Origin of the sequence: Microbacterium sp. (assembly GCF_031179285.1) — a bacterium.
Lineage (GTDB): Bacteria > Actinomycetota > Actinomycetes > Actinomycetales > Microbacteriaceae > Microbacterium.
This window is the reverse complement of sequence record NZ_JAPSHY010000043.1, coordinates 1-14,647: the sequence shown is the minus strand read 5'-3', so window position 1 is coordinate 14,647 and position 14,647 is coordinate 1. Positions and strand designations below refer to the sequence as shown.

General features: G+C 65.3%; 11 protein-coding genes and 1 tRNA gene. 9 read left to right on the top strand and 3 right to left on the bottom strand.

Translation table 11 applies throughout. The annotated features are described in order from the left end of the window. The first annotated feature begins 681 nt into the window (after positions 1-681). From RIN18_RS16475 to RIN18_RS16455, 5 genes are all read left to right on the top strand, one after another. The gene (locus tag RIN18_RS16475; RefSeq protein ID WP_309105075.1) at positions 682-1,986 is read left to right on the top strand and encodes a tyrosine-type recombinase/integrase; all 1,305 of its coding nucleotides are present in this window, start codon (positions 682-684) and stop codon (positions 1,984-1,986) included. Between the two features lie 447 nt (positions 1,987-2,433). Further along, on the top strand, positions 2,434-2,631 hold the full coding sequence (locus tag RIN18_RS16470; protein WP_309105074.1) for a helix-turn-helix domain-containing protein: 198 nt from the start codon (positions 2,434-2,436) through the stop codon (positions 2,629-2,631). A gap of 290 nt (positions 2,632-2,921) precedes the next feature. After that, complete coding sequence (locus RIN18_RS16465; protein ID WP_309105073.1) at positions 2,922-3,146, top strand: hypothetical protein; 225 nt, start codon at positions 2,922-2,924, stop codon at positions 3,144-3,146. Beyond that, positions 3,143-4,207 (top strand): AAA family ATPase, encoded by a 1,065-nt coding sequence (locus RIN18_RS16460; protein ID WP_309105072.1) that lies wholly within the window; start codon positions 3,143-3,145, stop codon positions 4,205-4,207. The genes RIN18_RS16465 and RIN18_RS16460 overlap by 4 nt, the downstream gene beginning before the upstream one ends. 138 nt (positions 4,208-4,345) lie before the next feature. After that, complete coding sequence (locus RIN18_RS16455; RefSeq protein ID WP_309105071.1) at positions 4,346-5,185, top strand: hypothetical protein; 840 nt, start codon at positions 4,346-4,348, stop codon at positions 5,183-5,185. 248 nt (positions 5,186-5,433) lie between these two features. Here the strand turns inward: RIN18_RS16455 and RIN18_RS16450 are convergent, their stop codons facing one another. Further along, on the bottom strand, positions 5,434-8,145 hold the full coding sequence (locus RIN18_RS16450; protein WP_309105070.1) for an ATP-dependent RecD-like DNA helicase: 2,712 nt from the start codon (positions 8,143-8,145) through the stop codon (positions 5,434-5,436). Positions 8,146-9,032: 887 nt separating this feature from the next. Here RIN18_RS16450 and RIN18_RS16445 point away from each other — a divergent pair. Continuing rightward, a complete protein-coding gene (locus RIN18_RS16445; protein ID WP_309105069.1) occupies positions 9,033-9,515 on the top strand; it encodes a hypothetical protein in 483 nt (160 codons plus the stop codon). 144 nt (positions 9,516-9,659) lie between these two features. Beyond that, positions 9,660-10,928 (top strand): hypothetical protein, encoded by a 1,269-nt coding sequence (locus RIN18_RS16440; protein WP_309105068.1) that lies wholly within the window; start codon positions 9,660-9,662, stop codon positions 10,926-10,928. A 194-nt stretch (positions 10,929-11,122) separates the two neighbouring features. Here the strand turns inward: RIN18_RS16440 and RIN18_RS16435 are convergent. Then, positions 11,123-11,198, bottom strand: a tRNA-Arg gene (locus tag RIN18_RS16435). A gap of 81 nt (positions 11,199-11,279) precedes the next feature. After that, complete coding sequence (locus RIN18_RS16430; RefSeq protein WP_309105067.1) at positions 11,280-11,915, bottom strand: TetR/AcrR family transcriptional regulator; 636 nt, start codon at positions 11,913-11,915, stop codon at positions 11,280-11,282. Between the two features lie 439 nt (positions 11,916-12,354). Here RIN18_RS16430 and RIN18_RS16425 point away from each other — a divergent pair, with 439 nt between their 5' ends. Then, on the top strand, positions 12,355-14,016 hold the full coding sequence (locus RIN18_RS16425; protein ID WP_309105066.1) for an ATPase, T2SS/T4P/T4SS family: 1,662 nt from the start codon (positions 12,355-12,357) through the stop codon (positions 14,014-14,016). Further along, on the top strand, positions 14,013-14,647 hold a 635-nt coding region (locus RIN18_RS16420), incomplete at its 3' end, for an ATPase, T2SS/T4P/T4SS family (protein ID WP_309105065.1). The genes RIN18_RS16425 and RIN18_RS16420, both read left to right, overlap by 4 nt.

The following is a 14,647-nucleotide window of genomic DNA, read 5'->3' as shown; positions in this document are numbered from 1 at the left end:
CCGCGACGATCGCTACGCCGCCCAGAGCGATCGGGAGACGCCCGGACCGACGAGCACTGCCGCTCATGCTGCACCCCCACCGTTGGGCGATCGACATCTGATGGTGACACAGGCAGCCACAAGGAGGCGGATCGGCGGGCGACGGTCGTCGGGACGCCCCTAGCGTCGCCTCCGCTCGACGTGCACGGCCACTCGAAGTGGCCCGGGAGGCATCGTGATCTTCGTCGGTGAGCCCCAAGCCTGCTCTAGCCTTGCCGCGTGCGCGTTCGAGATCGATTGAGACGATGGAGTCTCGCGAGGCGGGCACCAGTGTGCCCCGATTGCTCGCATCCCTGGTCCGAGCACCCGCCGGACGGCGACCACGGCACGGAGTGTGGCGAGTGCCACTATGAGATCGAGCACCGCTACTGGCCGGCGGACGCGCGACCGTGCTCTCGCCGCAAGCCTCGCTGAGGCGATATCGGTGCCGCGATCGCCATGGCGTGACGCGCTCGGAAGATCCTGGTGCCCCCAGTAGGATTCGAACCTACGGCCTTCTGCTCCGGAGGCCGATGTTCCGCCGGGACGTGAGCGCAGCCGGTCCCTTCTTGCGCCTGTTCGACTGGGGAGTCGGGTCAAGGGAGTTCGATGGTGTTCACTAGTGCTAGGTACCAATCTAGGTACCAGGACTAGGGAGGGCGGATGTCGGACACCCGGCCTACGCAGTTCGGCGGCGTTCAGCGCTCGCGTCGCGGCACATCGAACGGTGACCCCCAGCCCTACTGGAACGCCCAGCGCGGTTGCTACGAGTTGAAGATCACCCTCCCTCGTGGAGACGACGGCAAGCCGCGCCGCCGCGTGCTCCGCGACCCGTCGAAGGCTGGGATCGCGAAGAAGAAGCGGGAGGCGCTGAGGGAGCTCGACAAGCTCGGCAATCTGCCGACGCGCAACCTCACGGTTGCCGACTTCGCCGCCTCGTGGTTGGAGGCTCAGCGAGAGGGCGGCAAGCGGGCCAAGACCTTCATCGAGTACGAGTCGTATGTGAAGCGATACATCGTGCCGGGCATCGGGAAGCGGCGGCTCGCTGAGCTCCAGCCGGGCGACGTCACGCGTTGGCTCGCGCTCGTGGCCGACACTCCCAAGTCACAAGGGGTGGGGGCAGGAGTCGAGCGGGTAAGCGTCAGCGTGGTGAAGTCAGCGCGCAAAGTGCTGTCGGCGTGCCTGAGGGCCGCGGAGCACGACGGCTTGGTCTCGCGTAACGTCGCGCGTCTGGCGCTCATCCCAGACGATGCACGCAGGAGCGCACCCAGGGATGCGCTCACGGTGGACGAAGCGCGAGAGGTGCTGGAGCGCCTGGCGCAGTCGGGCGATCCGCTCTGGACGCTCTGGGCCGCCGCGATCCTGTCCGGTATGCGGGCGGGGGAGCTCGCCGGGCTGAGGCGCGAGAGCGTGACGCCTCACGCAGTGCGGGTGGACGGGCAGCTGCAGCGACTCCCCTATATGCACGGCTGCGGGGGGAAGTGCTTGGAGAAGCAGCCGAACCGTTGCCCGCAGGCGCGGCTCCGAGTCCCGAAGGGGTCGGAAGTCGAGCGCCTACGCGGAGGTCTTTGTCTGGTGAGCTACGGCAAGACCGACGCGAGCGTACGCGTCATTCCGAACTACGGGCCGCTGCGGGCGGTGCTGGAGCGGCACATGGAAGCGACTGAGAGCGCCCACGGGCTCATGTGGGAGCGAGACGGGAGGCCAATCGACCCGACTGACCTCTCGAAGCTCTGGTCCGCGCTGGAGCCGTCGCTGGGGATCGGCAAGCACATCGTCCCCCACGCAATGCGAAATACGGCGGCCGGCTTGATGTTCGCGGCGGGAGTGCCAGAGCATGTCCTGCTGAACGTGCTCGGACACACCGATGTCGCGATGTCTCGCTCGTACGCTCGCCAGGACGTCGGGACGCAGGCTCGCGAGCTGGAGGCGATCACGCGGATGCTGGAGGCTGGGGAGCACTCCTGAGCACCGTTACCTAAACGTTACATTTGGCTTTCTGGCGGGCGTGGGTGCTCCGATGCAGCCAGCCGTTGCGGCGCGGAACGGCCGCCTGCGGCCGGTACCGCCCGCCTGCGGCCGCTAGGGGTCCTCGCGTAGGCGGGATGCGACCCCCGGCAAGCGGTTCGGACTGACGTGGTGCCCCTCGAACAGGGCCGAGCGCGGCTGGCACGACCGCGCATGAAGCGGTAGTTTTCAAGCATGAGTTGTTAAGCATTCAGTGCGATTCGCACCTGCCCTCCCCGTCGAACGATGAGTTCCGGGTCGAGTGAGCAAATTGTCTGAGGATATCGGCCGCGAACGCGCGTGTCCGTTATGCGCGTGGATGGTCGCCCTGGCGATCAAACGCGCCGCCTCAAGGCAGTTTCTTGAAATCTCACTCTTGCTCCTCAAAGGGGCACGAAAGGCACCACGGTGACAAGCACAAGCACTCAGCCCGCCTACCAGAACGCGCCCGTGTGGAGGACCGTCCCCCAGGTCGCTGCTCACTACGGCATGGGCACGTCCACGATTCGGCGCTACATCGCACAGGGCATCCTGCCCGCGCACCGATTCGCAAGGAACGTGCGACTCGACCTGCGCGAGGTGGACCGACTCATGCGCGGCCAGTGAGGCGCTGCTTCTCATAGCGCTCCGACACAACGGGGGAGCGCAGCTCTAACTGCGCTCCCCGATCACCGACCATCAAGCCCCATAGGGCTTTATTCGACGCGCCACTTTCCAGGTAGAACCTACCAGGCCGTCGATTCCTACGAACAGGAATAGCGACAATGTCCGCTTCAATGCCGAACTTCTACCTTACGCCGACCGCCACTCCACCGAATGTCCGCATGGCAGCTGTGCACGTCAACCTTGCTTGGTGCACGGACTTCAGAGAGCAGCTCGCGGCAGTCGCTACTGCGATGGATCGTGCCCCGCGCGGCACCACGTGCGTGCTGGTACTCGGAAGCCGAACTGCTCCTCCGCCCGAGGGCTGGCTGGTGCAGTGCATCATGCTCGATGGCTACCTCTGGGAGCTGGTGGGAGATCGCTCGATGTGTGAGCGCTGGCTGGGCCAGTACCAGCGGGAGCTGGAGGATGCGCGGGCGCGGCGCGCACGCCGTCGCGCCGGAACGGTGACGCAGTGACGGGCCGATACGCAGTGGTGACGTCCCTGGCGGACGTGCAGATGCGACGGCTCAGCTGGCTCTGGGCTGACCGCATCCCCACTGGCGTCATCGCGATGCTTGCGGGGAGAGGGGGTGAGGGCAAGTCCACCTTCGGTCTGTGGCTGGCTGCCCAGATCACGCTCGGAACCCTGCCGGGAGACCTGGAAGGGACGCCGCGCAACGTGCTCTACGTCGCCTTCGAGGACGACGCGGCGGCCGTTGTCAAGCCGCGGGCCATCGCCACCGGGGCGGACACTGCCTACGTGCACATGCTGGCGATCCGGCGCGATGGGCACATGCTCGACGCCGCGCCCTCACTCCTGGCTGACCTGGCACTGATCGAGGCACAGGTTCGAGCGCTCGACGCGGCGGCGGTGATCGTCGACCCGCTTTCGAGTGGCCTGAACGGCATCAACCGCGACCGCTCATCCGAGGTCCGCCCCGCCCTCGACGGCATCGCAGAGATGGCCGCCCGAACCGGCTGCGTCGTCATCGCCATTGCTCATTTCAGCAAGGGCGGCGGCGACGTGCGCGACAAGATCAGCGGCTCGCACGAGTACGTCGACCGCGCCCGCGCCGTGCTGGTGTTCGCGACAGATGAGGACGGCTCCAAGCTGATGGAGCAGACGAAGGGCAACTACGGGCGCGGAGACCTGCCAAACCTCGCCTTCACCATCGAGTCGCGCGAAGTGATCGCTGACGGGTGGTCGCAGGAGGTCGGCGCGGTGCGGATCATCGGCGCGACGTCCCGCAGCGTCGGAGACGTCATCAACGCCGAGCTGGGTGACTCCGCCGCCGAGCTGAACGAGGCGCAGGTGTGGCTCATCGAGCACATGCGCGAGCAGGAGGCGTACGAGGCTCGCGCCGGCGATGTCATCAAGGCAGGACGTGCCGCGAGCTTCACGGATCAGCGTGTGAAGGACGCGCGCCGACGATTCAACAAGCTTCCCCCCGAGGCCCGCGATCACCAGGTCATCGGTACCTACAAGGCAGCAGGGTGCTGGCTCTGGCGGCTGGAGCACCACCCCGGAGCCGCCTGACTTCAAGGGGGCAAGACGGCAAGGCACAGCACATGCGAGACGTGCACACCACCTTGCCCCCTTGCCACCTTGACGCCCTCCGTGGGCAGACCCGTACTCGCGATACCCGCGTGTGCGTCAACGAGAACAAAGGACAACATGACCTACTTCAATCCCAACCCTCGCTCGTTCGCTGGGCCGAGGATCAGTGACCAGATGCGCGCCATCGACGGCGTGTACGCAGCGTTCGGGCTCCCCGTCCCTGACCGCAACGCAACCACCATGCGCGACCTGTTGGCCGCCGTACCGAACCTGGAGGACACGTACCGCGAGCTGCTCGCACAGGCGCCCCGGCGCAAGAACGACACCGAGTTCCTGGAGCACGCCGCGGCCGAACTCGCTCGAGTGGACGCGATCCGCGACGCCGCGAACCGGCTCCAGCAGATCCACCGCACCGGTGAGGGCGAGAACGTCGCCGGGGCACGTCAGGCCGTCACCGAGGCGATCGCCCCGGACTTCGCCGCAACTGTCAAGGCGCTCACGGATGCCGTGTCGAAGCTCGACCGTGACGAACCGCTGAGCACCGACCGTGCGTTCGAGCAGGACGCCACCAAGGCGTACAAGGCCGCGTGCCAGTCCCTAACGCGCCTGGCGACCTTCTCTGCCCTTCGCTGGGGCACGCTTAGCGAGAATGGGGCGAGCCCCCGCTCGCTCGCCGCGAACGCGCTCGCAGGCATCGTCGATGTGCCTCAGCCAGGTTGGACCGGCTCAGACGGGAGCAAGCTCAGCAGGCCAAACCCGGGGTCCAGGGCCGAGCCGCAGAACGGCGTGGCGCTCGCGGTGCTGGACGCCTACGTGTCCGACCCTGACGCCGCCATCATCGCGATCGCCCGGAGCGACTTCGCCGGGGTCTCGCCGGCGCTGTCCAACTCGGCGTCACGGTTCGAAAGCGCGATGCGCGGTGTGCCCGACGGCAGCATGCTCCAGCGGGTCGGCTGATCAGCCGAGGTGGGGCGGCGAGCCGAAACGGCGGACCGCCCCGCTTCATGCCAGGCGGGAGCTCCGCCCGCGCACATTTCGCGGCGTAACCCCTGCATGGCCGTGCGGTGCGAGCGGACGCAACGTCCAGCCGAACAAGCAGATCGAGACCGAAAAGCCGTCACCGACGCACGGTGCTTCGAACACTAACGCCGAACCTGGTGGGAAGCGACGGCCAAGCGCGGCGAGGCGTCGCCTCGCCTCGGACCCTAGCGGTCAGCCTTGACCTCTGCGAGCTCTCGTCGCTTCTTCAATAGAGCCACATCCTTCGAGAAGTTCACATTCTCCAGTTTCGAGAGGACGGTCCGCTCCGTTTCAGCGCTCCACAAGATCTGCAGCCGTTGGCGGGCACGCGTCACCGCCGTATAGAAGATGCTGTGCAGGATGTCGTCTTCGTTGGCCTGCGTGACTACGATCTTGACGGAGTCGAACTCAAGACCTTGTGCTTTGTGTATGGAGACCGCGTAGGCCACTTGGAATGGGACTGTTGTGTCTGATGAATCATCATCGCTGTCGCTAGTGTCGCGATCGAAGACGCTAAATCGTACGGTGGCGTCACCGAGCCATTGAAGCTCGACTCCATCGACGTCGAACTCGGTGATCGTTCGATCGAGTGTGATGTCGAACTGAACGCGACCCGGGAGCAGCTGAACGCCCGCTATCGTCCCCTTCAAGTTGTTGTATATAGCAGGCCCGAAGCGATCCGTCTCATTGAAGAGGACCGGATCGCCTACCTTGTAGGTAGCGGCACCCCAACGCACAGTCTTGCCCGGGTTGCTGCTCTGCATGAATCGATTGATGTTGTTAATCCCGTAAAGACCGTCGTAGTTTAGGCACAAGATGATCTCGTCGGATTCGTGTCGAACGAAGAGCGACTCATCGAGCCGTGACGAGTAGTTCCCGTGAGCCATATTCTCGAGTATGTCTGCGTCGAGCTCGCGGACGCTAGTCCAAAAACGCAGGAGTTGTTCGTCCTTTGCCCGGAATGGGGTAGTTAGTTCGAAGACAGCAGTCGATGGCAGGAAGCGCCGGATGATACTGAACCAGTTACCGAACTCGATCGACTCGATCTGGAACGCGTCGCCAACCAGGACTAGAAGCTTGAAATTCGCCTTCTCGATGACGGCGATGAGGTCCGCGTTGCTTACCGTGCTGCACTCGTCGATGACGAGGATGTCGTAGAACGGTTGACGCTTTCGGCTTTTCGAGACACTGGAAACCGTCTGGAACTGAGATTTCTGCGCAGTGACACGCCGCTTGAGGTTATCGACTGCTGGATGCGTGTGAGCCAGGAATAGCTTGTCCTTGTCGTTGAAATAGTTGGCGATGTGATTCACCATCGTGGACTTTCCGGTACCGGCCGCACCATAGATCAACGCGACGCGAGACTCCGAGAGCAAGTCGGTTAGAGCGTCGCGTTTGACGGCATCGTCGACGGCTTCCGGACGTTCGGCGAGCCAGCGTTCCACTGCGGACGAGTATCCGTCGATCCCACCGCCCGCCATGCCCTGCAGCTCCTCGACGATGGTGACGGTGTCATCCTCGTAGCCGCGAAGAAAGACGTGGCCGAAGTCCCTCATCAGTTCGCGTTGGGGGCGATGCTTGTAGTACAGACGCCGATTATATTCGGCGATCAGTCCGTCCACGTCGCCGAGGTCTTCAAGCTCCTCGGTGGGCGTGTAAAGCTTCCCGAGATTCTCGACATTGTTCTTGACGCGCCGGGCGAGTAGTTCGTGTGAACGGCCCTGAACGTCAAGGCTCTCCGCCACATCCCAATATAGCGGTATGTGCTTGACCAAGGAGCTGCAGAAGGGCATCTCGTCGAACGGGATGCACTTGAAGTCGAGGTTCAGTTGAGAGAGCTTGTAACACTTATCGTCGCTGTACTGGGGCTTCAACCAAGCGTGCCGCATCCGAAGCATGAGGTATCGAATGACGCGACTGCCTCCGCCCTGCTGGCGCAGTAGGTCGCGTGCTGCATCAAGGGTCGGGAAGATTTGAGGATTCCTGACCTTCTCTGTGCTGTAATCGCGAATTTGTTGATACTCTGCATCACTCGCGTCCATAAGCTGGAGCAGGCCGCCTCCGGTGATCGTCAGGCCGTGCATTAGCCGCTGGTACTCACTCGTAGCAGAGCGCACCGCTGTGGTGATCCCCAACAGTGCGGCAAGGTCATCGAACTCGCAGGGCCGAATCGAGACCTCCCACCCGCGGATGAGCACGATTGGCATGCTTTCACCGAGCACATCGATATTGCCGTCTTCGAGCGTGAGAGAGGCTGCGTACCTGTCGTCTATATCTAGTTCGGAAAATCCGATTACTCGATCGAACTTGCTCGCCTTGTTGACGGCGCGATAGAAGGTGACCTCGTAATAGACGCGGCCTCGGACAAAGAAGGGGCGGGTCTTGTGAATGTAGAAGCGCGCACCCCGCTCCTCCGGTAGGGGAGTGAGGGCGACTCTCTCGATTTCCCCCGCGATCTTCTCGTGATATTCCCTCAGTGCAGGATCAGTGTCGACCGGGAACTCCTCCAAGTTGCCGAGGGCATCGATACCGCACTCGTCTTTCAAGAGCGTTCTGAGCCGGAACATAAAGTCGATGTACTTGAGCATAAGTCGCTCGGAGATGTTGCTGTCCATCGTGTAATGCGAAGAGCTCTTCTGAATCAAATCATGGAAGTGATACAGGAAGTTGATCTTCTTGTTCCGAGAGCCGACGTACTTGATCGCTGGCGCGACTGCGTCGTACGCGAAGGTGGCAGTCCCATCGCCCTTGTGCAGTCGAACAGCGATAGCCTCGATGAGGTTCCGCGTCTGCGCCAGAAGATTCTGCGAGAGCAGACCCCTGTCGTCTTTCAGTCGGGCGATGTTGTCGCGGATCGCCTTATCGATGCTGGTGATCTGCATGTCGACCGTGGTCACTGGTGCCTCCGTCCTAGCAACCGCGACACGAGCCGGCCGATCGCTTCTCACTTGGAATGTAACGCGATCTGAGAGCCAACCACCGCAGGGCTAGCTGGAACGGCGCGGTCGATTTGATTGATCGACGCATATCGCGGGCAGCGACGTTGACCTTGGTGAGTGAGCTCCTCACGCTTGAAGCGCTTGGCTGTCCGAACGCTTGGTCGATGTCGTCGGCGACCGGCGGACGCAGCCGCCACGTCGCTTGCATCATTCGGCGGCGGTCGCGCGCGCCCGCTAGGTGCACAGGGCGAGGCCGCTGATCGGTCCGGGCAGCCCACCTCCCCCCCCTTCTCGTCGTGGAGACCGGTCCCCGTTCTGCTGCTCGCGGTGCGCGCGAGTCCGGGGGCGCTTGGGGCGGGTCCATATTGGGGCCGGGTTTCGACAGGAGGGCAGGATGAACGAACAGCGATGGTGCCGCGTGTGCGTGCGTGATATCACGGGCACGCGGCGGGTCTGCGAGCGGTGCCGTACCCGTCGGAAGCGGGGCAGTCCGCCCGTTGAGCCCGAGGCACGTCTGGTGCGGTGCCGGTCCTGCCACCGCGAGTACGCCGTGCCGTTCGGCGCGCGCGTACCGACGGCTTGCTCGGGGCCATGCGAGGCACGACGACTCGAATGGTCAGCCAGGAACGCAGAGGTTCGCGCGGCTCGGCGTGCGTGGGAGGCCCGTGAGGCCGAGCGGCAGGCAAACGCACCGGCTAGCGACAGCCAGCCTTCCGAGCCGATCTACGGAGAGCAACTCATGCGCGAAGTCGACCCCATCCGGCCGTGGATGGCGCGCAGCGTCTGGCGGCGCGTCCTCACGGACGTCGCTGGAGACCCCGGTGAGACGGTGTAATGCTGAAGAGATGGCCACTGATGAGCTCTGGACTGACCGTGACGACGCGGAACTCGCGCTTGCCGCGCTTCCTGAGGGCCACCCGGTGCGCATAGTCGAGTCGTTCGTCACGATGCTGCTGGGCGACAGTCTGCAGTTGGAAGCTCTGGCCGGATTTGTCACTCCAGAGGCTCGGGATGATTGGTCGGACTTCTCGGGCGCGCGCGGTTACTTCATGGACCAGGCACTCGCATCTTCGACGGTGGCATTGCGCCATCGCGGCGCGGCTGACGTCGCGTACGTCAAGCTCGTGCCGAACGTCGGCCCGTTGGTTGTCGCGCGACCTCGCACGGATCACGTGGGCTTCGCGACGCTCGTATGGAGGCGGGAACTCGGCGGTTGGCGGGTGCACGCGATCGGCGAACCCATTCCACCGGCCCTACTGCCGCGCACATCACGTAACGACGCACCGGAGTACGCGGGCGATCGCTTCGTCCAGGTCGAGCGCGATTAATGCGCGAGACTACATTTTGATGCCTTCGCGATGATGCGGCACCTCTCGAGCTCAGCGGGCCGCGAATCGACCCCTCACCGATGGTCAAGGTACGCCCGCTGACGGCGCGCTGCGATGATCAGCTGAACGCAGGAAGGGAGCGTCGTGCCTCGACCGCAGAAGCCCGGCAGGGGTGATCTATCGCCGCCGCCGCCGACCGGCTACCCGAGCGCCTACGACATTCCGGACTTCAAGAGAATGCGTGAGCAGATGCGCGCGATGCAGGTCCTGCTTGTCTTCAAACCGTCGATGCGAGGCGAGTTCAAGCAGCTGAAGGCGCAGTTCGAGCGGATCGTTAGCACGGTAGAGCGCTTCTACGAGCTGCTGGGCGAGCGCCATTGGGTGTTCCACGGTTCGCTCAACCTCGAACTTCTTGCGCCCGCGCTTGCGAGTGCGGACGCTGACACCGCCGAGGCGGCGGTCATTGCGCACTACCAGGACGAGCGCAAGATGAAGTTCCACCTGATGCGCGCGAAAGCGGTACCTGAATTGCGACTCCGCGCCTCTCTGCTCGACGCGGCTCTTCGCGACTATCAGGAAGGCAGGTACTACTCCGTGGTCTTGGTTCTACTCGCCGTCATGGACGGATTCGTCAACGATGTCGGACAGCAGCGACGAGGCCTCCATACACGTGACGGTGAAGAGCTGGTTGCGTGGAACTCCGTTACCGCGCACCACCAGGGTCTCGCTGCGACTCAGAAGTCCTTCACGAAGAGCTTCAACAAGACCAGCGATGAGCCGATCCACGAGCTGTACCGAAACGGCATCATGCATGGGAACCTTACGAACTTCGACCACCTGGTCGTCGCATCGAAGGCGTGGAACCGCCTCTTCGCTCTGCTCGACTGGTCGCAGGCGCTCGACGAAGCGAAGAAGCCGGAGCCTGAGACCCCGACGCTACGTGAATCTCTCAGGAAGCTGGCGGACTCACGTCAACGACAGCAGCAAATGGCCGCTTGGACGCCTCGTGCAGCTTCCGTAGAGGAGGACGGTTCGGATGCCGTCCTGTCGGAACCGGTCGCTCAGGCGACCGCGGCGATGCTGGATGCTTGGAAGTCGAAGAACTACGGCCACCTTGCGGCGCACTTGCACGACTTCGGGAAGCCAAGGTCCGCAAGTGCGTTCATTGGTCAGGTGCGAGCACGTTTCGATGGAACGAGACTTGACGACTTCGATATCCGTAGCGTGGATGTGCGTGCCCCTGGCTGCGCACACGTGAAGGTCAACCTGACCGTCGAGGGCGAAGTGCGCGAATCCGAGCTTCGCTGGCTCCATGTGGACCCCGATCGGCACGTCTGCATCGAAACGGACGCACGCGGCAAGTGGCAGACCGTACAGACCGAGCCTCTTTCCATCATCGGACGCTCGTGGTAGCTCGTCCTCGGCGGGCGTGTCCCTGGGACGCGTTGCACGGACGCTAGGGCGCTCTAGCTAAGCCCGTGAGGGCTTCGAGCTGACGCCCTCCCGTGTGGCTCCGGCGGCCCCGCACGACTGAGGGCCAGCCCGACCTTAGGTACCAAAGTAGGTACCATGCACATTTGTGCCGAGTCGAAACCCCGGTAAAACACTGGTGCCCCCAGCAGGATTCGAACCTGCGGCCTTCTGCTCCGGAGGCAGACGCTCTATCCCCTGAGCTATGGGGGCCGGGCTGCGCGAGGCAGCGACGATCAATCTACCATCGAGCGAGCGGGCCTCGCGCCGGAGCGGCCGCCGCGAGGACGATCGTCACGACTCGTGGCTCAGCCCCGCCTCGAGCTCCTCGAAGGCCTGCTCGACGAGCTCGGCGATCGAGCCGGCGTCGCCGTCGGTGTTGCTCCAGACGCGGATCGCCGTCTTGACCGCCGTCGCGGCCGCACCGGCGACGAGCCGCGGGAACGCCGCCGTGTCGGGGTCGGCCTCGGTGCGCGCTGCGATCGCGTCGCGGATGGCGTCCTCGAGCTCGTCGAACTGCGCCATGCGGTGGGGAAGCAGGGTGGGGTAGCGGTCGACGAGCGCTTCCTTCTCGCGCAGCTGCTGCAGCTGCTCCTTGCTCCAGCCGCGGATGGCGGTCGTGAGCACGATGCTGAGCGAATGCAGCGGCGACTCGTCGGTGGGGCGCTCCTCGAGGCCCTCGAGCAGCTCGACGGGCTCGTTGTTGTGCGCCGCGACGACCGCGGCCTCCTTCGAGGTGAAGTAGTTCGAGACGGTGCGCGGCGAGACGAACGCGCGGTCGGCGATCTGGTCGATCGTGACCTTGTCGAGGCCGTGCTCGAGCGTCAGCGAGTAGGCGGCGTCCGCGATCGTGCGGTGCGTCAGCTGCTTCTTGCGCTCGCGAAGGCCGAGCTGCGGCGCCTCATCGGCGTTCGAGGTGGTTTCAGGCATGGCGGCTCACTGTATCGGCGAGGCAACGGGCTTCCGCCATGGGATTCCTAGGGCTGAGCCCAGGATGCTCGTGACGACGCTGCATGGTCGGTCCGGTCTCGGAGGGCAGCCGCGGTGCGGCGACCCGTGTTGCGGAGCCGGCGAGTGCTGGCCCTGAGCAAGTGTGGAACGTAACGCCGTTACAGTCAAGTCTGCAGTGCGGAATACGAACATTGCTGAGCAAGCACACGCGGTCTTGAGCAAAACCTGGGCTGCCGAATAGTTGCGGAGCGAGCAATCGGCGTGTCACGATCCATCCGTCGCTTCCCCAGAGCGGCGCCCTCCCCGGGGTCCCCAGCCCCGGTCCTGTCACGAAGGACCACATCCCATGTACGCACGGCACCGTGCGGCCACGACGCATGTCGTCGGCCGCGCAGCGCGCTAGGTCTCGAGGCCCGCGATGGCTTCGCTGACCTATCTCCTGATGCGCCAGGGAGACCTCTCCATGGCGCGTCGGGATCAGCTCGTGGCTGCCGGCGTCGACGACGAGGCGGCGATCCGCGCACTCATCGACGAGGGCTCGATCACGAGCGCGCAGGCGGCGTGGGCTCGGGCGGCGCAGGCCGGCGTCGAGTTCGTCGTGCTCACCGAGATCCCGGTCGACAGCACCGCGGTCGCCAGGGTGCCGAGCGCCACCGCGCGCCGCCACACGCTGCTGCCGATCGCGCAGGAGGGCGGACGCCTCGTCGTCGCGATGCTCGACCCCGCCGACGTGCTCGCGATCGACGACGTGCGCCAGGCCGCCGGCATGCCGGTGCTGCCGGTCGTCGCCGAGGAGGCCGACCTGCTCGCGGCGATCGACCGCTTCCATCGCGCCGACAGCGAGCTGCACGACATCACCTCCACGCTGCAGGAGGACGAGGGCGTCGAGGACGCGCTCGGCTTCGGCATGGCCGACGCGGCCGACGAGGATGCGCCGATCGTGCGCTTCGTCAACCTGCTCGTGAACCAGGCGGTGCAGGATCGCGCGAGCGACATCCACATCGAGCCCGCCGAGAAGTCGGTGCGCGTGCGCTACCGCGTCGACGGCGTGCTGCTCGAGATGCCCGGTGCCCCCAAGACCATGCAGCAGGGCATCATCTCGCGCCTGAAGATCATGAGCGACATCGACATCGCCGAGCGCCGCCGCCCGCAGGACGGCCGCATGTCGGTCATGCACGGCGACCGCAAGATCGACCTCCGCGTCGCGACGCTGCCGACCGTGTGGGGCGAGAAGGTCGTCATGCGCATCCTCGACACCGGCGGCATGAAGCTGCAGCTGGCCGACCTCGGCCTGCTGCCGCACAACCTCGAGCGCTACCGCTCCTCCTACCGCAAGCCCTACGGCATGATCCTCGTCACCGGCCCCACGGGCTCGGGCAAGTCGACGACGCTCTACACGACACTCAACGAGGTCTCGCGCCCCGAGATCAACGTCATCACCGTCGAAGACCCGGTCGAGTACCGGATGCCTGGCGTCAACCAGGTGCAGGTGCACCCGAAGGCGGGCCTCACGTTCGCGGCCGCGCTGCGGTCCATCCTGCGCTCCGACCCCGACGTCGTGCTCGTCGGCGAGATCCGCGACCACGAGACGGCGCAGATCGCGATCGAGGCGTCGCTCACGGGCCACCTCGTGCTCTCGACCCTCCACACGAACGACGCGCCGAGCGCCGTCACGCGCCTCACCGAGATGGGCATCGAGCCCTTCCTCGTCGGCTCGGCGCTCGACTCGGTCGTCGCGCAGCGCCTCGCGCGCCGCCTGTGCGACCGGTGCAAGGAGCCCGACCCTCGCGGTCTCGAGCACTTCGCCCAGCTCGGCCTCGACGTCGACGGGGCGATGGATGTGCACCACGCGGTCGGCTGCACGACCTGCGGCAACACCGGCTACCGCGGCCGCGTCGCGATCCACGAGGTCATGACGGTCTCGGAGGAGATCGAGCGCCTGACGGTCGAGCGCGCCTCGGCATCCGAGATCGCCCGAGTCGCGATGGCGCAGGGCATGCGCACGCTCCGGCAGGACGCCTGGGCGAAGGTGCGTGCGGGCCTCACGACCGTCGACGAGCTGCAGCGGGTGATCGTATGACCGAGATCCTCCAGCCGACCCGCGTCAGCTCGCGTCGCGAGGCGCGTGCCGCATCGGCGCCCGACGCGGGCGTCGCGGCGGCAGCGGGCCCCACCGCGCGCGGTGACCACCGCGACCTCCTCGGCGCGCTCCAGTGGGTCGTCGACGCCGGCGGCTCCGACCTCCACGTCACCGCCGAGTCGGCGCCGACCATGCGGCTCGACGGCACGCTCATGCCGCTGCACGAGCTCGGCATCTGGTCGGCCGAGCGCGTCTCGGCCGCGATCGCCGCAATCATGACGCCCGAGCAGCGCGACACCTTCGAGCGCAACCTCGAGCTCGACTTCGCCTACACGCTCTCGGACGCCGCGCGCTTCCGCGTCAACGTCTACCAGCAGCGCTCCGCGCGCGGTGCGGCGTTCCGCCTCATCCCCACGCGCATCCGCACGGTGGAGGAGCTCGACCTGCCGGCGAGCATCTCGCGCTTCGCGACGCTGCCGCGTGGCCTCGTGCTCGTCACCGGCCCCACGGGCTCGGGCAAGTCGACGACGCTCGCGGCGCTCATCGACCTCGTCAACCGCACGCGTGCCGAGCACATCGTGACGGTCGAGGATCCGATCGAGTTCATGCACCAGCACAAGAAGGCGATCGT

Bases quoted from the DNA above. Each gene is read 5' to 3' on its own strand.
- RIN18_RS16425 (WP_309105066.1), top strand. From the start codon at position 12,355: ATGGCTTCGCTGACCTATCTCCTGATGCGCCAGGGAGACCTCTCCATG.
- RIN18_RS16455 (WP_309105071.1), top strand. From the start codon at position 4,346: ATGACCTACTTCAATCCCAACCCTCGCTCGTTCGCTGGGCCGAGGATC.
- RIN18_RS16430 (WP_309105067.1), bottom strand. From the start codon at position 11,915: ATGCCTGAAACCACCTCGAACGCCGATGAGGCGCCGCAGCTCGGCCTT.
- RIN18_RS16465 (WP_309105073.1), top strand. From the start codon at position 2,922: ATGGATCGTGCCCCGCGCGGCACCACGTGCGTGCTGGTACTCGGAAGC.
- RIN18_RS16445 (WP_309105069.1), top strand. From the start codon at position 9,033: ATGGCCACTGATGAGCTCTGGACTGACCGTGACGACGCGGAACTCGCG.
- RIN18_RS16475 (WP_309105075.1), top strand. From the start codon at position 682: ATGTCGGACACCCGGCCTACGCAGTTCGGCGGCGTTCAGCGCTCGCGT.